General features: G+C 64.2%; 17 protein-coding genes and 1 pseudogene. 5 read left to right on the top strand and 13 right to left on the bottom strand.

The genetic code is table 11. From position 1 onward, the window contains the following. Nucleotides 1-55 precede the first annotated feature (55 nt). Complete coding sequence (locus ACZ47F_RS02240; RefSeq protein ID WP_464925687.1) at nucleotides 56-481, bottom strand: DciA family protein; 426 nt, start codon at nucleotides 479-481, stop codon at nucleotides 56-58. A 168-nt stretch (nucleotides 482-649) separates the two neighbouring features. Between ACZ47F_RS02240 and secA the strand changes: the two genes are divergently transcribed. The 4 genes from secA to ACZ47F_RS02220 all read left to right on the top strand — a co-directional run bounded on the left by secA (nucleotide 650) and on the right by ACZ47F_RS02220 (nucleotide 6,088). After that, nucleotides 650-3,439: a preprotein translocase subunit SecA gene (gene secA, locus ACZ47F_RS02235; RefSeq protein ID WP_464925686.1), complete on the top strand. Its 2,790-nt coding sequence runs from the start codon at nucleotides 650-652 to the stop codon at nucleotides 3,437-3,439. A 48-nt stretch (nucleotides 3,440-3,487) separates the two neighbouring features. After that, nucleotides 3,488-4,723, top strand: coding sequence for a bifunctional glutamate N-acetyltransferase/amino-acid acetyltransferase ArgJ (argJ, locus tag ACZ47F_RS02230; RefSeq protein ID WP_464925685.1), 1,236 nt, complete (start codon nucleotides 3,488-3,490; stop codon nucleotides 4,721-4,723). A gap of 85 nt (nucleotides 4,724-4,808) precedes the next feature. Beyond that, entirely contained in the window at nucleotides 4,809-5,678 is an 870-nt protein-coding gene (locus ACZ47F_RS02225; protein WP_464926557.1) for an ATP-binding protein, read from the top strand. Continuing rightward, nucleotides 5,675-6,088: an NUDIX domain-containing protein gene (locus ACZ47F_RS02220; protein ID WP_464925684.1), complete on the top strand. Its 414-nt coding sequence runs from the start codon at nucleotides 5,675-5,677 to the stop codon at nucleotides 6,086-6,088. Before ACZ47F_RS02225 ends, ACZ47F_RS02220 begins: the two co-directional genes overlap by 4 nt. Nucleotides 6,089-6,111: 23 nt before the next feature. On the opposite strand, the gene ACZ47F_RS02215 is transcribed toward ACZ47F_RS02220, so the two are convergent. The 12 genes and pseudogenes from ACZ47F_RS02215 to ACZ47F_RS02160 all read right to left on the bottom strand — a co-directional run bounded on the left by ACZ47F_RS02215 (nucleotide 6,112) and on the right by ACZ47F_RS02160 (nucleotide 16,055). Continuing rightward, a complete protein-coding gene (locus tag ACZ47F_RS02215) occupies nucleotides 6,112-6,351 on the bottom strand; it encodes a DNA gyrase inhibitor YacG (protein WP_464925683.1) in 240 nt (79 codons plus the stop codon). An 11-nt stretch (nucleotides 6,352-6,362) separates the two neighbouring features. After that, nucleotides 6,363-7,115, bottom strand: coding sequence for a cell division protein ZapD (gene zapD / locus ACZ47F_RS02210; RefSeq protein WP_464925682.1), 753 nt, complete (start codon nucleotides 7,113-7,115; stop codon nucleotides 6,363-6,365). A gap of 109 nt (nucleotides 7,116-7,224) precedes the next feature. Next, complete coding sequence (gene coaE, locus ACZ47F_RS02205) at nucleotides 7,225-7,845, bottom strand: dephospho-CoA kinase (protein WP_464925681.1); 621 nt, start codon at nucleotides 7,843-7,845, stop codon at nucleotides 7,225-7,227. Next, nucleotides 7,842-8,711 carry a prepilin peptidase gene (locus ACZ47F_RS02200; RefSeq protein ID WP_464925680.1) on the bottom strand — a complete coding sequence of 290 codons (870 nt, stop codon included), beginning with the start codon at nucleotides 8,709-8,711 and terminating at the stop codon, nucleotides 7,842-7,844. The genes coaE and ACZ47F_RS02200 overlap by 4 nt, the downstream gene beginning before the upstream one ends. Further along, nucleotides 8,711-9,931 (bottom strand): type II secretion system F family protein, encoded by a 1,221-nt coding sequence (locus ACZ47F_RS02195; protein WP_464925679.1) that lies wholly within the window; start codon nucleotides 9,929-9,931, stop codon nucleotides 8,711-8,713. Before ACZ47F_RS02195 ends, ACZ47F_RS02200 begins: the two co-directional genes overlap by 1 nt. Before the next feature lie 15 nt (nucleotides 9,932-9,946). Then, nucleotides 9,947-11,686 carry a type IV-A pilus assembly ATPase PilB gene (gene pilB, locus ACZ47F_RS02190; protein WP_464925678.1) on the bottom strand — a complete coding sequence of 580 codons (1,740 nt, stop codon included), beginning with the start codon at nucleotides 11,684-11,686 and terminating at the stop codon, nucleotides 9,947-9,949. A 183-nt stretch (nucleotides 11,687-11,869) separates the two neighbouring features. Then, complete coding sequence (locus tag ACZ47F_RS02185) at nucleotides 11,870-12,148, bottom strand: S8 family serine peptidase (protein ID WP_464926556.1); 279 nt, start codon at nucleotides 12,146-12,148, stop codon at nucleotides 11,870-11,872. 122 nt (nucleotides 12,149-12,270) lie between these two features. Continuing rightward, nucleotides 12,271-12,657 carry a hypothetical protein gene (locus ACZ47F_RS02180; protein WP_464925677.1) on the bottom strand — a complete coding sequence of 129 codons (387 nt, stop codon included), beginning with the start codon at nucleotides 12,655-12,657 and terminating at the stop codon, nucleotides 12,271-12,273. A 126-nt stretch (nucleotides 12,658-12,783) separates the two neighbouring features. After that, nucleotides 12,784-13,104, bottom strand: coding sequence for a hypothetical protein (locus ACZ47F_RS02175; RefSeq protein ID WP_464926661.1), 321 nt, complete (start codon nucleotides 13,102-13,104; stop codon nucleotides 12,784-12,786). A 267-nt stretch (nucleotides 13,105-13,371) separates the two neighbouring features. Continuing rightward, a pseudogene (locus tag ACZ47F_RS02170) lies at nucleotides 13,372-13,551 on the bottom strand (S8 family peptidase); the annotation flags it as partial. 323 nt (nucleotides 13,552-13,874) lie between these two features. Next, nucleotides 13,875-14,501, bottom strand: coding sequence for a Rieske 2Fe-2S domain-containing protein (locus ACZ47F_RS02165; RefSeq protein WP_464925676.1), 627 nt, complete (start codon nucleotides 14,499-14,501; stop codon nucleotides 13,875-13,877). A gap of 243 nt (nucleotides 14,502-14,744) precedes the next feature. Then, complete coding sequence (locus ACZ47F_RS02160) at nucleotides 14,745-16,055, bottom strand: FAD-dependent oxidoreductase (protein ID WP_464925675.1); 1,311 nt, start codon at nucleotides 16,053-16,055, stop codon at nucleotides 14,745-14,747. Between the two features lie 352 nt (nucleotides 16,056-16,407). On the opposite strand from ACZ47F_RS02160, the gene ACZ47F_RS02155 reads away from it, so the two are divergent. Beyond that, on the top strand, nucleotides 16,408-17,982 hold the full coding sequence (locus ACZ47F_RS02155) for a sigma-54 interaction domain-containing protein (RefSeq protein WP_464925674.1): 1,575 nt from the start codon (nucleotides 16,408-16,410) through the stop codon (nucleotides 17,980-17,982). Nucleotides 17,983-18,060: the final 78 nt, after the last annotated feature.

Here is an 18,060-nt window from a genome sequence, read left to right as displayed (position 1 = left end):
CTGCGCGCCGAGCGCCTTGCATCTGGCCATCCTCGCGACGTTTTTCAACGGCCTGTTAGCCTTTGCGCAGCGCGCGCAGCCGGGCCAGCACCTCGGCCGGGCAAGCTGCGCCTTGCGGCAGCAGGCGCGCCGCGGCGTCGTGGCGCTGTCCCTGCGGTTGCACCCGGATGCGGATGTCTCGCAGCGCAAAGCCGGCTTGCTGCAGGTGCTGCAGCAAGACCGGTTTGAACTGGCTGAGCTTGGCGGCCACCGCGCTAGAACCCGCGGTCAGGCTCCACACCCCGTCGTGCAGCCGGCCAGGCTGGATGGCGCTGCATAGCGGTGCGGGCAGGATTTGCCGTCCCGCATCCCACATGCGCCGCGACAGCAGTGCGGTCTCGCGCAGCGCGGCGATCGGCAGCGTGACTTGGGCCCAGGCCGACAGCGATCCCCAACCACTGGGCAACAGCGATGCGGAAGACGAGGGGCGAGGGCGGGACATGCGCGCAGCGGAACCAGTTGGACGTGGGTGAATCCATCGACATTGTGCCAGCGCGGCGGTGCAAAACCGCACGCATACAATGAAAAATTCCGGAAGCCGCAAGGCGCGATGTGCCGCAGCCGGGTTCCTCCAAACATTCAAGTCAGCGGGCCGCGAGCCCGCCCTCCCATGCCAGTCAAGTTCCTCACCAGTCTGTTCGGCAGCCGCAACGAGCGGCTGTTGCGCCAGTACCGGCGCGTGGTCGAGCGCATCAACGCCCTGGAGCCGCAGTTCGAAAAACTCACGGATGAGCAGCTCAAGGCCAAGACCGCCGAGTTCCGCCAGCAGGTCGCCAACGGCCGCAGCCTCGACGATCTGCTGCCCGAGGCGTTCGCCGTGGTGCGCGAAGGCGGCAAGCGCGCACTGAAGATGCGGCACTTCGATGTGCAGCTGATTGGCGGTATTGCGCTGCATCAGGGCAAGATCGCGGAAATGCGCACCGGCGAAGGCAAGACCTTGGTGGGCACACTGCCGGTCTACCTCAATGCCCTGACCGGCAAGGGCGTGCACGTAGTGACGGTCAACGACTACCTCGCCCGCCGAGACGCCGAGTGGATGAGCCGCCTCTACAACTTCCTGGGTTTGAGCGTGGGCATCAACCTGCCCAACATGACCAAGGCGGAAAAGCAGGCGGCCTACGCCGCCGATGTGACCTACGGCACGAACAACGAATACGGCTTCGATTACCTGCGCGACAACATGGTGTACGAGCCGGCCGAGCGGGTACAGCGCGGGCTGAACTACGCGCTGATCGACGAGGTCGACTCTATTCTCATCGACGAGGCACGCACCCCGCTGATCATCTCCGGCCAGGCCGACGACAACACCGAGCTGTACCGCCGCATCAACGCCATCGTGCCGCGGTTGCAGCGCCAGATTGGCGAGGAAGACCCGATCACCGGCAAGGGCGTGGAAAAACCGGGCGACTTCACCGTGGACGAGAAGGCACACCAGGTGTTTCTGACCGAGGCGGGGCATGAAAAGGCCGAGGCCATTCTCACCGAAATGGGACTGATCCCGCCGGGCACCACGCTGTACGACCCGGCCAACATCCTGCTGATGCACCATGTGTACGCGGCGCTGCGTGCGCATCACCTCTACCACCGCGACCAGCACTATGTGGTGCAGAACGGCGAGGTCATTATCGTCGACGAATTCACCGGCCGCATCATGGCTGGGCGGCGCTGGTCGGACGGTCTGCACCAGGCGGTCGAGGCCAAGGAAGGCGTGCAGATCCAGAGCGAAAACCAGACACTGGCGTCGATCACCTTCCAGAACTACTTCCGCATGTACGCCAAGCTCGGTGGCATGACCGGCACCGCCGACACCGAAGCGTTCGAGTTCCAGGAAATCTACAACCTGGAAACCGTGGTCATTCCGACCAATAAGCCCATCCGCCGCAAGGATTTGCAGGACAAGGTCTACAAGACCGCGCACGAACGTGACCTGGCCGTGGTCGCGGACATTCGCGACTGTCACATGCGTGGCCAGCCGGTGCTGGTGGGCACCACCTCGATCGAGGCGAGCGAAAAGCTCTCGCAGCTGCTGCAGCAGCAAAAGCTGCCGCATCAGGTGCTCAACGCCAAGCAGCATGCGCGCGAAGCCGAGATCGTTGCGCAGGCCGGGCGGCCGGGCATGATCACCATTGCCACCAACATGGCCGGCCGCGGAACCGACATCGTGCTCGGCGGCAATGTGGAAAAGCAGTGCGAGCTCATCGAGGCCGACCCCAACCTGTCCGACGAGGAGAAGGTCGCCAAGGTGCAGACCCTCAAGAGCGAGTGGCAGTCGCTGCACGACCAGGTAATTGCCGCCGGCGGCCTGCACATCATCGGTACCGAGCGCCACGAAAGCCGTCGCATCGACAACCAACTGCGCGGCCGCGCTGGCCGTCAAGGCGATCCGGGCTCGACCCGCTTTTACCTGTCGCTCGACGATGCGCTGATGCGCATTTTCGCCGGCGACCGGGTCAAGGCCATCATGGAGCGGCTGAAAATGCCCGAGGGCGAGGCGATCGAAGCCGGCATGGTCACGCGCTCGATCGAATCGGCGCAACGCAAGGTCGAGGCGCGCAACTTCGACATCCGCAAGCAACTGCTCGAATACGACGATGTCGCCAACGAGCAGCGCAAGATCATCTACCAGCAGCGCAACGAACTGCTCGACGCCGCCGATGTCAGCGAGCAGATCAACGCATTGCGGCAGGGCGCGTTCACCGATCTGGTGCGCAGCTACGTTCCCGAGCAGAGCATGGAAGAGCAGTGGGACATCCCCGGGCTCGAGAAGGTGCTGCGTGAGGAATGGCAGATCGATCTGCCGCTCAAACAGTGGCTGGATTCCGACGAGAACATGACCGACGAGGACGTGCTGGCGCGCGTGCTCGAGGCGGCTGACGCCGCTTATGCAGCCAAGGTCGAGCTGATCGGCAAACAGAACTTCGCGCAGTTCGAGCGCGTGGTGCTGCTGCAGACCCTCGATCAGCAATGGCGCGAGCATCTGTCGGCGCTCGATCATCTGCGCCAGGGCATCCATCTGCGCGGCTACGCGCAAAAGCAGCCCAAGCAGGAGTACAAGCGCGAGGCGTTCGAGCTGTTCGGCATGATGCTCGATTCGATCAAGACCGAAGTCACCCGCGTGCTGATGACCGTGCAGGTGCAAAGTCCCGAGCAAGCCGAGCAGGCCGCCCAAAGCATGGAACAGCAGGCGCAGCGCATCCATGTCAATTTCCAGCATGCCGATGCCGCTTCGGGTATTTCGGTACTCGACAGCTCCGAAGCCGCGCTGGCCGCGCTCGCAGTGCCCGCCGCCGCTGCCGGCGCCGCGCAGGAGGACTCGCCCTATCCCAAGGTCGGACGCAACGATCCCTGTCCCTGCGGCAGTGGCAAGAAATACAAGCATTGCCACGGCAAACTGAGCTAACAGTGCCGGGTTGCGCACCCGATGCCCGTTTTTCCCGGAGAGTCCATCATGGCCGTGAACCTGCCCGCCCTCGACCCCGCCGCCTTGCACCCTGTGGAGGGCGTGCGCCTCGGGGTGATCGAAGCCCGGATCCGCAAGCCCGGGCGCAAGGATCTCACCGTGATCCAGATCACCGCGGGCGCCAGCGTCGCCGGGGTGTTCACGCAGAACCGCTTCTGCGCCGCGCCGGTGCAGGTGTGCCGCCAGCATCTGCAGGCCACCGGCGGACAGGATGTGCGCGCGTTGGTCATCAACACCGGCTGCGCCAATGCCGGCACCGGTGCGCAGGGTCTGGCCGATGCGCGGCAGACCTGCGTGGAGCTCGCCGCGCTACTGGGGGTGCAGCCGCAGCAGGTGCTGCCATTCTCTACCGGAGTCATTCTCGAGCCGCTGCCGTTGGAGCGGCTGCTCGCCGGGCTGCCCGGTGCGCTCGCCGCCGCGCGCAGCGACGGCTGGGCGCAGGCCGCGCAGGCCATCATGACCACCGACACCCAGCCCAAGGCGGCCAGCCGCCAGGTCGTGATCGACGGCGTGACCATCACCCTTACTGGCATCAGCAAGGGCGCGGGCATGATTCGGCCGAACATGGCCACCATGCTCGGCTTCATCGCCACCGATTGCGCGGTCAGCCCCGAGGTGCTGCAGCAGCTCACCCGCACCGCAGCGGACGCCTCATTCAACAGCATCACGGTCGATGGCGATACCTCGACCAATGATGCGCTGGTCGTGATCGCCACCGGCAAGGCGGCGTTGCCGCCGATCGCCAGCGCCTCGAGCCCGCAGGCGCAGGCATTGCAGGCTGCGCTTACCGCGCTGGCCCAGGAACTGGCACAGGCCATTGTGCGCGACGGCGAAGGCGCGACCAAATTCATCACCGTGCGGGTCGACGGCGCGCGCAGCGGCGACGAGGCGCGGCTGGTGGCGTATGCTGTTGCGCATTCGCCGCTGGTCAAGACCGCGTTTTTTGCTAGCGATCCCAACCTCGGCCGCATTCTGGCCGCGGTCGGCTACGCCGGGGTCGCCGACCTGGATGTGGACCGGGTCGATCTCTATCTGGACGATGTGCATGTGGCCACCCGCGGCGGGCGCCATCCGGCCTATCGCGAAGAGGACGGCCAGCGGGTGATGCAGCAGGCCGAGATCACGGTGCGCATCGTGCTCGGGCGCGGAGATGCAGGCGCCACGGTATGGACCTGCGATCTGTCGCACGACTATGTGTCCATCAATGCCGACTACCGTTCCTGACATGCCGACCCGCCGCAAGCACCCTGACGCAGCCCCAGAGTCCAAGCCAGCCGTGCCGCCGGCAGCCGCCACGCCTGCGGTTGATCTGTCGCAGCAGCTCGCAGCGCTGCTTGCCCGCGCGCACGGCCTGCTCGACCGGCTGCAGGCCGTGCTGCCCGCGCCCGCAGCCGAGCCGGACTGGAGCGCCTCGGTTGCCTTCCGCTGGGTCGGCAAGGGCGGACGCAAGCAGCTCGTGCCGGTGCGCAATCTCTCGCCCATCACCTATGACGATCTGATCGGCATCGACGAGCAGCGCCGAAAGGTCGAGCGCAACACCCGCCAGTTCGTGCAGGGCAAACCGGCCAACAATGTGCTCATCACCGGCGCGCGCGGCACCGGCAAGTCCTCGCTGGTCAAGGCCAGCCTGAACAGGTTTGCGCGCCAGGGCCTGCGGCTGGTCGAGGTGGACAAGGCCGATCTGGTCGACCTGCCCGAGCTCACCGAGCTGCTGGCGCAGCGGCCTGAGCGTTTTATCGTGTTCAGCGACGATCTGTCATTCGAGGAAGGCGAACCGGGGTACAAGGCGCTCAAGTCGGTGCTCGACGGCTCGGTGAGCGCCACCGCCGACAACGTGCTGATCTACGCCACGTCCAACCGTCGCCACCTCATGCCCGAGTACCTGCAGGAAAACCTGGGCTACAAACACCTGGACAACGGCGAAATCCATCCGGCGGAGGTGGTGGAGGAAAAGATTTCGCTGTCCGAGCGTTTCGGGCTGTGGGTGAGTTTCTACCCCTACAGCCAGGACGACTATCTGCGCATCGTCGCGCACTGGCTCGCGGCGTTCGGCGTGGCCGACAAGCAGATGGACAAAGCGCTGCAGGAGTCGCTGGTGTGGGCACTCGAGCGTGGCTCGCGGTCGGGCCGCGTGGCCTGGCAGTTCGCGCGCGACTTTGCCGGCCGCGGCGGCAGATGACCGCGTCGCGCACGCCCATTGCTGTGGCGGTGGGGCTGATGCTGCGCGCAGATGGCGCCTTTCTGATGGCGTCGCGGCCGCAGGGCAAGCCGTACGCCGGGTACTGGGAGTTCCCGGGAGGCAAGGTCGAGGCCGGAGAATCGCTGCTGGCTGCGCTCGCCCGCGAGTTCGCCGAGGAACTGGGCGTGACCGTGCGCAACGCGCACTACTGGCGCAGCCTGCGCATGGACTACCCGCATGCGCTGGTCGATCTGCAGTTCTGCCGAATCACCGCGTGGCAGGGCGAGCCTCGGGGCCTCGAAGGCCAGGAGGTCGCCTGGCAGACTCTGCCGGTTGCGGTGTCTCCGGTGCTGCCCGGCGCGCTGCCCGTGCTCGACTGGCTGCGTGAGGAATGCGCTGGCAGCGGCTGACCTGCTCCGTGCCGCAGCGCTGCTCAGTGCGGCCGGCTGGCCTGTCCGGGCGTGGAGGGCTGAAGGTCGTTTGCGTCGATCTCGTCGGGGTGGGGCTTTTGTTCCACGCGGTAGCGCTCGCTGGCCCAGGCGCCGAAATCGATGGATTTGCAGCGCTCGCTGCAAAACGGTCGCCAGGGATTGCTGGTGCTGTAGACCGTGAGTGCGCCGCATTGCGGACAGCGCACCTGGCGGTGGGGAACCGGGTTTTGCTTGGGATCCATGATGCGTCGGGCTAGGGGCACAGGGTCATCTCGAACGGCACAGTCTCTGCCGAGACCGCCATGCGCCAGTCCACGTCGGGTTGCATGAAACGCACCGACACCATCAGGCGATGGCCGGTGATCTCCGGCACCAGACCCAATGTACCGTCGATGCGCAGCCGCAGCAGCTGATAGCTCTTGCCCGAGAGCTGCTGCTGGTACGCCCCGCTGACGGCCTGTAGTTTGCGTGTGCTGCCGCCGTCGCGCAACAGACGCAGCAACAGTTCCACGCTTCCGGCCAGCGGCGCGAACACGCCGATCCAGCGCAGCAGATCGGCCTGGCGCTGTTGCGGCGGCAGGTGCTGCCAGGCGTAATAAGCGGGCAGGTCAAACTCGCAGGTGCCCCCAGGAATGCTGGCTCGGCTGCGGATGGCCATGAGCCACTCGTTTTCGAGCAGGCTCTGGCCGATGCGCCCCTGCTGCTGACTCAGCGCGGCAAATGCCCGCTCGGTCTCGTCGAGCACGGCGTCCAGCGCGGCCTCGGCCACTGCGGGATTGCCCCGATAGCCCAGAAAGGTCTGGCGCTGCCGTTCGAGTTCCTTGAGGATTTCCGATTTCAAGTCTTGCCGGGCGGCCACGTCCATCAGCTCGAACAAGGTGACCAGCGCGAAATGGTGATGCTCGGCCTGCGACCCTTGCTGCAGCACGTCGGCGCGCCGGAACAGGTGTTCCAGGCGAAGCAGGGTTCGCACACGTTCGTGCAGGGGGTATTCGTACAGAATCACGGGGCGATCCGGTTGGGGCAGTTCGACACAAGGCGCAACTGGGATGCGGCGCGTTGCGCGACGGCCCGGCATAGGGCACGGTCCATTGTCCTGCAAGCCGGGTTCGAACTCAATTTTGATGCGTCAAAGCCGCATATTTTGCATGCAGTGCACGCACCTGCGCTGCCAGCGCCTGCAGGTCGGCGCTGTTGTCGATCACGTCATCGGCCACCGCCAGACGCTCGGCGCGCGTGGCCTGCGCGGCGAGGATGGCAGCAATCGTCTCGGGGGGAAGACCAGACCTGGCCTTGACCCGATCGATCTGCAAGGCCTCTGGGCAGTCCACCACGCAGAGCCGGTCGATCTGCGGCCGCCAGCGCGCCAGATGCTCGACCAGCAGCGGGACGACCAGCACCAGGTAAGTGCCGCGCGCCTGCGATGCCGCTTCGCGCATGGCCTGACCGATCAGGGGATGCAGGATAGCTTCGAGCCGATGGCGCACCTGCGGCTGGCGAAACGCCCGTTCGCGCATCGCTGCGCGGTCGAGGGCACCATCGACGGCGCAGATCTGCGGGCCGAATGCCTCGATCAGCGCGGGCATCGCCTGTCCACCCGCTGCGGTGAGACGGTGCGCGATCTGGTCTGCGTCGATGATCGCTGCCCCCTGTTGCGCCAGCAGATCGGCGACCGCCGACTTGCCCGAGCCGATGCCCCCGGTCAGGCCGATGCGCAGGCGCGGCGCCGCCATCATGCGCCTGACGTGGGCAGGATCAGGGAGACCAGCGTGGCAGGGCCGATCAACAGCAGCACCATGCCTGCGGCGGCGAGAAACGGGCCGAAAGGAATAGGCCGACCGCGCTCGGTGCGCCCGAGCAGTTGCAGGGCGATGCCGATCACCGCGCCGCACACGCTCGACAGCAGAATGATGGGCAACAGCGCCGCCACACCGAACCACGCGCCCAGCGCGGCAAACAGCTTGAAGTCGCCAAAGCCCATACCCTCCTTGCCGGTCAGCAGCTTGAACATCTGATAGACCGACCAAAGCGACAGATAGCCGACCGCCGCCCCCCAGACCGCACCGGGCAGCCGTTCGGGGTGCAGCCCGGCTTGCCAGATCAAACCCAGCCACAGCAGCGGCAGGGTGATGCTGTCGGGCAGCAAGGTGGTGTCGAAATCGATCAGCGCCAGTGCGATCAGCGCCCAGAGCAAAGCGAGGTAGGCTGCGCTGTCCCAGCCCGGCCCCCAGCGCAAGACCACGGCGGCGCTGAGCAGCGCGGTGATCAGTTCCACCAGCGGGTAGCGCAGCGAAATCGGCGTGCCGCAGGCCGAGCAGCGCCCGCGCAGCAGTGCATAGCTGAGAAGCGGAATGTTCTCCCACCAGGCAATCGGGTGCCCGCACGCGGGGCAGCGCGAGCGCGGCACGATGAGGTCGAAACGCTCTTGCAGCGCGCTCGGCGCGTCCGGGTGCAGGGTGGCGTGGGCATCGGCCTGCCACTGCCGTTCCATCATCAGCGGCAGGCGATGGATCACCACATTCAGAAAGCTGCCGACCACCAGGCCGAGCAGCCCGGCGCCGAGCATCCAAAAGCCCAACGGCAGCGCGCCGAGGTCGGACATCAACCGACCACCTTGCCGAGGTTGAAGATGGGCAGGTACATCGCCACTACCAGCCCGCCGATGATCACCCCGAGAAATACGATGATCATCGGCTCGAGCAGCGCCGAGAGGTTTTTCACCAGCTCATCGACCTCGGCCTCGTAGATGTCTGCGGCCTTGCTCAGCATGGAGTCGAGCGAGCCGGACTCCTCACCGATCGAGGTAAGCTGGATCACGAGCGGTGGGAACACCCCCTGGGTCTGCATCGACGTGGTCAGGCTGGTGCCGGTGGAGACGTCCTGCTGGATTTTTTCGGTGGCCCGCAGGTAGACGATATTGCCCGAGGCACCGCCCACCGCGTCCAGCGCTTCCACCAGCGGGACGCCGGCGCCGAACATGGTCGACAGGGTGCGCGTCCAGCGTGCCAGTGCGCCCAGACGCACTAGCTTGCCGAACACTGGCAGGCGCAGCAGCAGCCGGTCCATGGCCTCCTGCATCTTGACCGATTTTTTCCAAGACTGCAGAAAGAAGTAGCCGCCGAGAAAAATACTGCCGAACAGGATGTACCAGTAGTGGACGAAAAAGTTGGAGATCGCCACCACCATGAGGGTGGGCGCCGGCAGGCTGGCACCGAACTGTGAGAACACTTCGGTGAACACCGGCACGACGAACAGCATGATGATCGACACGACTACGAACGCCACTACCAGCACGGCGATGGGGTAGGTCAGTGCGCTCTTGATCTTGCTTCGGATGGCCAGCGACTTTTCCTGATAGGTGGCCAGGCGGTCGAGCACCAGCTCGAGCATGCCGGCGGTCTCCCCGGCTTCGATCAGGTTGCAGTACAGCGCGTCGAAGTATTTGGGATGCTTGCGAAACGCGTTGGACAGGCTGGTGCCGGTCTCCACGTCGCTGCGAATATCCATGATCAGCCGCGCCATGTTCGGGTTGGGATGGCCTCGGCCGACGATGTCGAACGACTGCAGCAGCGGCACCCCGGCCTTGATCATCGTGGCCATCTGGCGGGTGAACGTGGAGATGTCCTTGGCCTTGATCGCCTTGCCGCTGCTTAGCCGGCGCTTCTTGACCTTGGTGACCAGAATGCCCTGTCGGCGCAGCGAGGCCGAGACGATGGCCTCACTGACAGCGCGCAGTTCACCGCGTTGCACTTTGCCCTGCCGATCCTTGCCTTCCCACTGGAACAGCGCTTCCTTCGCTGTTTGCGATGCGGTCCTAGCCATGCTGCTTCCCCCGTTTTACTCGTTGGTCACGGCGATGATTTCTTCCAGGGAAGTGACTCCCTGCTTCACCTTGATCAGCCCAGACTCCCGCAGTGAGCGCACGCCTTCCTTGCGCGCCTGCTCGGCGATGTCCATGGCGGTGCCGTGATTCAGGATGATGCGCTGGATCTCTTCGGAAATCGGCATGACCTGATAGATGCCGACCCGCCCTTTGTAGCCGGTGCCGCCGCAGGCGTTGCACTTGCCCGCCTTGTAGGGTTTCCAGCTGCCGTCAAGGTATTCCTCGCGGAAGCCGGCTTCGAGCAAAGTCTGCGCCGGCAGATCGACCGGCGTCTTGCACTGCGTGCACAGCTTGCGCGCCAGACGCTGCGCCGTGATGAGGATGACGCTGGAGGCGATGTTGAACGCAGGTACACCCATGTTCATGAGCCGGGTCAGCGTGGTCGGGGCATCGTTGGTGTGCAACGTGGACAGCACCAGGTGACCGGTCTGTGCGGCCTTGATCGCGATGTCGGCGGTCTCCAGATCGCGGATTTCGCCAACCATGATGATGTCCGGATCCTGGCGCAGGAACGCGCGCAGGGCATTGGCGAAGGTCAGGCCAGCCTTCTCGTTGACATTGACCTGGTTGATCCCGGGCAGGTTGATTTCCGCGGGATCTTCGGCCGTGGAAATATTGACCCCGGGCTGGTTGAGCAGATTCAGGCAGGTGTACAGCGAGACAGTCTTGCCACTGCCGGTCGGGCCGGTGACCAGGATCATGCCGTAGGGGCGATGAATCGCGCGCAGCAGCTTGTCGCGCTCCTCGGGCTCATAGCCCAACGCGTCGATCCCCAGCTTGGCCGCCGAGGAATCGAGAATCCGCATGACGATTTTTTCACCGTACAGCGTGGGCAGGGTGCTGACCCGAAAGTCGATCGATTTTTCCGGGCTGATGCGCAGTTTCATGCGGCCGTCCTGCGGCACGCGACGTTCGGCGATGTCCAGCTTGGAGATCACCTTGATACGCGAGGCGAGCTTTTCCTTGATCGAGGCCGGCGGTTGCGCGATTTCACGCAATTCGCCGTCCACACGGAAGCGGATGCGGTAGAAATGCTCGAACGGCTCGAAATGCAAGTCAGATGCGCGCATGTTGATCGCGTCGATCAGCATTTTCTGCAGAAAGCGCACCACTGGCGCGTCGTCGACCTCACTGGCCAGATCCTTGGTCTCGGTTGGTTCGGTGGCGTCGCTGAGGTCGCCCAGATCGAACTCTTCGCCCACCAGCGCGGAAATCTGGGCGTTGGCCGACTGTCCGGCCTGTTCGATGATGCGCATGAGCTTGTCGTACTCGACGACCACCAGCTCGATCTGCGCTTGCGACTGGAACTTGATCTTGTCTTCTGCCTCCTGATCAGCAGGATCGGCGGTGGCAACCACCAACCGGTTGCCACGCTTGAGCAGCGGCAGGACCTTGTAGGTCTGGATGATTTTGCCGTCGATCGCACCGGTGGCTAGACGGGTCGGGTCGAATGCATCCAGATCGAGCAAAGGCAGCGAAAACGTCCTGCTGACCCAGTGCGCCAGATCGGCGGCATTCATCGACCCGCTGCCGATCAGCGTGGCGATGAAGCTGCTGCGACTTTCCTGCGCGCGCTGATGAATCTGCTCGACCAGCGTGCGCGGCAACATTTCGGCCTGCGCCAAGGCATGCGCAAGTCCCGGCAGGGCTCTGGACGGAGTGGATGCAGAAACGGCGATCGACGTGGCAGACATGATGCTTCGAGGATAGGCCATTCATGATGCTTGTGACATGGGCCTTTTGTAAATCCTTGTCTACCAACGCTCAGGAGAGTTGGCGTGAAAAATCCACAATTTGGACGGCCCGTGCGGGTCACGCGCACGGTTCTGGGCAAACAGGCGGACGTTGCCTGCGTACGTCCGGTCGGGTCTGTCGTTTTACCCGCTGATTCGCAACACACTGCATGGCTGCACGATGGGCATTACAAGGAGATGCTTCAGTGAGACTGGCCACACGCCTGCAACGGTGGCGGGTTGACCGTTGGCAATGTGCCAAGCCAGCGCTGCGCTGACGAAGGGGGTGGCGTCGGAGGTGCCGGTGACATAACGTCCACCCGAGACCGGTAGCCAGACGTCCACCCCAGGCGCGGCCAGGGCGATGGCCGGGCCCCGGCTACCTCGGGCATAGGGTTGCCCGTCGGCGTCTACCGCCGCCACTGCGATGTGTTGGCATTCGAGATCGACATATCCCCGCCGAGCTGTGGCGCGGTGGCACAGCCCGTGAGCCAAGTGCCCATGGCAAGGTAGAGCAAAGCCCCTTTCCGCATCGTCGCGCCCCCTTAAAACTGATGCACGACCCAAGGCGACATCGCGCCGCTCTGTTGCACCCTGAAGCAGAATTTCTCCCCGGGACTGACGGGGATGAAGGTTTTGCTCTTGGTCACGGTGAGGACCCCGCCGGTGTTGGCCGGCGGCTTGCAGTAGAACTTATCGAGGTAAGTGGTCGGCCCCCAGCCGCTGGCGATCTGCTTTTGATAGTAGGCGGTCAGCATCACGTTGTTGGACGTGCACGCCATTTGCGCGGTGAGGGTGGGCGTGCCCGGCACGGGGCCGGTGTGCGCGATGGACACAATCGTCGGCGCGGCCCAAGCTTGCGCGGCGGCAGCGCCGAGCAGGGCACCGACGAGCGTTGCCAGGGCCCGACGTTTGAAATGCACTCGGTTCATGACGCGATCTCCTCGGCATCGTGGTCAACCCGCCGCAGGCGGGAGGCTTCAGGAAAACCCCGGGCGCTTCAGCGGCGCCCGGAGTGAGCGCTGTGTTCTCCTTCGGTACGCCGGCTTACGGCTGATTTAGCAAGTCGGATAAGGTTTTACATACCTGCAATCCGCCGGATCTGGAACCGGAACGGGTTTCTTGGGCCGTGCTGGAACGGGCGCAACTTTCCGGTCCTCGATTCCATTAGACTCGGGCGCAGCGACCCGGTCGCGCGGCGTGCTTTTATTCTTGATGGTGAGATTGCTCGGGGCGGGCGTCGCTCCCACGGTCCAGGTGGGCGTGGCGGGCGGATTGGGTTGGCCGCCGGTGTTTTCGGCGGCGCTGGCCACCAATGAGCCGCCGAGCAGCAGGGCGGCCAGCAGGACGGAGTGAATGGGGGATGGTTGGTGTTTCATTCGCTTCTCCTTTCGAGGTTGGGGTTTCTCACGGAATGCCTCGTGTGGGGCATTCGTGACTGAGTCGTATCGGCGCCGATTTTTCTTCAATCCGTGGCATGGGGCGGTCCATGACGATCCAGGGTTCAGGGGGGTGCCGGCCAGCGCAGCAGCCCGCAGCCGGTGGCGTCGTCTCGTCCCTCGGGGGGGGGCGCGTGCCCGTGCGCACAAGGCGGCCACGGTGGCGGGTTGACCGTTGGCAATGTGCCAAGCCAGCGCTGCGCTGACGAAGGGGGTGGCGTCGGAGGTGCCGGTGACATAACGTCCACCCGAGACCGGTAGCCAGACGTCCACCCCAGGCGCGGCCAGGGCGATGGCCTGGCCCCGGCTACCTCGGGCATAGGGTTGCCCGTCGGCGTCTACCGCCGCCACTGCGATCACGCCGGGCAGGGCGGCAGGTTGCGGCACGGGCTGCTTGGGGCCGCCATTGCCGGCGGCGGCCACCAGGGCGCGCACCCGTGGCAGGGTGCGCTCGATGACCCGCGCGAGCACGGCGCCGCCCGCCGTGCCCAAGATGATCTGGATCTCGTCTACCGTTGCGCAATCTCTTCGCAAATCCAGTCACTTCCGACACAATCTGCTACTTGCTTCTTGCGATTCGGTTTCGAGGGTTCGAGCCGCCTCACGTCATGTGCCGATGGGTTGGGGGTTGCAGATTATCCTGGGGCTATGTGGGTGGCGTCTCCTGTTGTGGGTGGGCGGGTGAAGCGGGTGCTGCTGGGAGGCTCGTCTCAGCAGTGCGCGACGTAGGCCGAGTACTGGCTCAGCGGCACTGCCACGGCTTGGGGGGCAGCGAGTTGCTGGAATTTGGCCGCGCCGTATTGGCGCATGAGATGCAGGCGGTAGAGCTTGAAGAAGTGCATGAACATGGGATGGCCCATGACGCCCGTGGCGGTGAGGGTGTCAGCTGCCGCGTCGTGCTCTAGGGTGATGGCTGCGAGCGGATTGGGGGCCGGGCCGCCCATGACCTTGGCGCCTTCGGCCGGGTCGTACACGCTCTGGTGGGCACAGCACACGATCATGCCGGCTTTGCCGGCCACTTCGCTCTTGCCCGGGTCGTAGGCAATCACGCTGCTGTCTTTCTCGGGGTAGGAGAGCTGGTGGGCGCAGATGGCGGAATAGGCCACCACGGTCTTGTCGGCGCCCACGCCGCCGGGCCAGTCGTAGCTTTGGCCGCTGGCATCAAGCTTGGTGGGCTGGGCCGCAGCCTTCAGGCGGATGAGGAAGCAGGGTGTGCTGGCGTAGGGGTAGGTGAAAACATAAGCCTCGGTCGTGCCCAGGCTGCTGGCCTTGAGGGGCTGACCTTGGGTGTCCGTCAGGAGGACTTTGGGGTGCGGGATGTCAGCTGTATCGGGCATCTCCGCGGCCCATGCTGGCAGGCTCAGGGTCGTTAGATCCAGCGCTGTACAGCCAGCGGCTGCGGTTGAGCAGATTTGAATGAATCGACGACGTTGCATGCTTGGAAAAGTCCTAGGAATAAAAAAGGGGGAGAGGAGACATCGACCCCCGAAGAGACGATACGGCGAGCTTGCCACTGCACCGTACCGCTCACGATCGTTGCCATGCAGCCCGTGCGGCATGCCGCACGGGCTGCACATGCATCAGGTGAACATGTCGGTGTAGAGTCCCTTGCCCCAGGCCAGATAGGCCGCGGCATTGGCCTTGCTGCGGGTATCGTCCTCCTTTACGTTGGCGAAGCCGAAGGTCTTGGGGTTGTAATGGGCGTCCACGTAGATGGCCTTGTTGGGCTGCAGATCCACCATGGAGTAGCACAGGGTCTCGGGACTCTCCCAGGAAATCTTGGCGTCCTTGTCCTTGGCGCGTGAGGCGATGACCTTGGCGACGTAATGCGCTTCGGTGTTGGCGGTGTTGCCGCTCTTGGAATAGGGCATGGGCCGCACGTCACCGCAAGCGTAGACGTAATGATCGCCCTTGATGTTGTAGTGGAAGGGGTCGATATTCGCTTCGCGCTGGGTGCTGTTGGGCGATACCAATCCCATTTGCTGAATGATGTAGCCGCCCTGCACACCTGGATAAAGCGTGGCATCGTCGAACTTGATGTCGTCGGTCTCGGTCTTGATGATCTTCTTCCACGGATCGACACCGCGGATGGTGCTGCTAGGCCGATACTCGACGATGTCTTTGTAGAGCTCGTCGAAAGCCGCGTGAAAGCCCTTGGCCTTGATGATGATGTCGGGGTTCGGGTCGATCAGCAGCACCTTGCCCTTTACGCCAGTCTTTTTCATCCAACCGGCGACGATGCAGGTGCGCTCGTAGGGCGACGGCAGGCACCGATAGTTGCCCGTAGGCACGGTGATCACGAACGTTCCCCCGGCGAAACCCTGGATCTTGTTGCGCACCGAGATCTGTTCGGTGGGCTGAATCCATCCGCCCGGATACATCTGGCGAATGGCGAACTGGGTGTCGTAGTCGTCGGCAGGAATGCCGAAACGGGTAAAGTCATAGTCGATGCCGGGGCAAATGGCGAGAAAGTCGTATTGCAACTGCCCCATATTCGTGTACACCCGCTTGGCTGTCTGGTCGAGTCCGGTGACGGTGCAGTTGTAGTAGGTGTAGCCGTTGTTCTGTGCGGCGTCGATATAGCTGTAGTTAGCCAAGTACTCCATGTTCACCACGTCGGCATACCAGAGGTTGCTGCAGAAGCAACTCTGATACTGGCTGCGTTTTTCCAGCAGCACGACGTCGAACTTGGGGTTTTCCTTTTTCAAATACTTGGCCAGCGTCAGGCCGGCGGTGCCGCCACCCACCACGACCACGCGCGGGCCTTTGGCCTTGGGAACGGGCAGCCAGTTGCCGCCACCAATCATGGGCGCGGCCATGGCGGTTTGCGGCAAGGCGGCGCCGAGGCCGGTGGCTGCGGCGGCGGCCGTAGCTAGAGTGGTATCACGCATGAAGCGGCGGCGAGACGGGTTCGATGCGGGTTTGTCCAATGAATCCGAATGCATGTCATCCTCCGTTTAAGTTTATGGACCTCGGCCAGCGGGGTAGCCGGGTGTCAGGTTTGACCGGCATTGCGATTGCGTCTCCCGTTGCCAGAAAACGCGCTTGCACGACCTATCAGCTCTTCTGAATGCAAGCGGCGTGCCAAGCGTAAGTTGTTGTTTTTTATAGGATTGTCACATTTTGTTTCATGTTTGGCAGGCTGACAGACTAACCTTGTCATGACAGTGCCACAATGGCATCCACACAAACCGAGACACGGTTTCCGCACTGACGGAGCCCGAGCGGCAGAGGAGACAAACGATGGACTTGAACACCCAGTCACTGATCGACGCGCGCGAAAAACCGTTCGTGATAATCGACCGCAACTACACCGTGGTGGCGGCCAACCGTGCCTACAAGCTGGCCTATGGCTTGCGCGACAACGAAATCACCGGGCGCAAATGCCACGAACTCTCGCATCGCTCCGCCGTGCCCTGCCATATAAAGGGTGAGCATTGCCCTCACTTGCAGGTGATGCGCACGCGCGAGCCCGACGAAACCCTGCATTTGCACTTCGACGCCCAGGGCCAACCCGAGCATGTGCTCCTCAAGGGCTACCCGGTGATCGACGCGCAGGGCCAGTTGCTGCTCGGAGAGGAAATCCACCGCCTCGAACCCATGCAACAAGGGCTGCTGGATGCAAGCTCCCCGATGCTGGGGCGCTCGCCAACCTTTCTGCAAGTCAAGCGGCAGCTTTGCGTGGCGGCGCAGACCGACGAGCCGGTGCTGATTGAAGGCGAGAGCGGTACCGGCAAGGAACTTGCGGCGAGGGTCCTGCACGAGGCTTCGCCCCGCGCCAATGCGCGCTTCGTCGTGCTCGACTGCACCACCATCCCCGAGTCGCTGTTTGAGTCCGAGCTGTTCGGCCACGAGAACGGCGCCTTTACCGGTGCCAGCGGCCGCCGGGTTGGCCTGTTCGAGCAGGCCAACGGCGGCACCCTGTTCTTGGACGAAATTGGCGAACTGACTCTGCCGCAGCAATGCAAGCTGCTACGCGCGCTAGAGTCGGGCGAGTTCCGCCGCGTCGGCGGCAACACCCTGCTGCAAGCCGATGTGCGCGTGGTGGCCGCCACCAACCGCAGCCTAGCCCGCATGGTGCAGGACGGGCAGTTCCGTAGCGACTTGTACTTCAGGCTTTCGGTGTTTCTCGTCAACCTGCCGCCGCTGCGCGAGCGCCGCGAAGATATCGGCCTGCTCGCCGAACACCTGCTGTCGCGCATGGCCTTGCCACAAGCCAGATCGCATCAAGCGTTGCTTGCCGCCTCGGGGGACCTGGCGCGTAACGGTGGGGCCGGGGATACCCAAACTGTCACCGCCACGCCCGTGGCGACCCAGTCCCGTAACCGCCTGGGCGGCAAGCCAAAACTGGTGCCGAGTTGCGCCTGCGGCTCGCCGCGCTGGCAGATTACTACCGAGGCCTTGGCCAAGCTCACGGACTACAACTTCCCCGGCAATGTGCGCGAACTGCGCAACGTGCTGGCGCGCGCCGCCGCCGCAGCCGCTGCGGCCAATCACAACGGCTTGATCGACGCTAACGACATCTTGCTGCCGCAAACCAGCCACGACATACAAAGCCGCCTGCCGAGCGGGCCGCAAACGTTCACCTCAGCGGCCACGCGTCCGTCGCTCGCTGAAGCAGCGCAGCCGAAGGCGGTCTCGATGCAACCTGCCGCGCGCGCGAACCTGGGCCCGCGCAGGCGCGAAGCCCATAGCACGGGTGAAGTCCTTGCCACCTTGCAGCGCTGCGGTGGCCACCGCAGCCGAGCGGCGCAGTTGCTGGGCATCAGCGAGCGCACCCTCTACCGAAAACTGCGCAAATCCAGCGTGACCGAATAAAGGCATGCTCGCGGACTACTGGTCAGCGCAAGCCATTGCACCAGGGGACACAAAGAGCCTTGCGCTGCCCTTCATGGG

This window comes from Thiomonas islandica (assembly GCF_055383445.1).
This window is presented reverse-complemented; position numbering and strand designations above follow the sequence as displayed.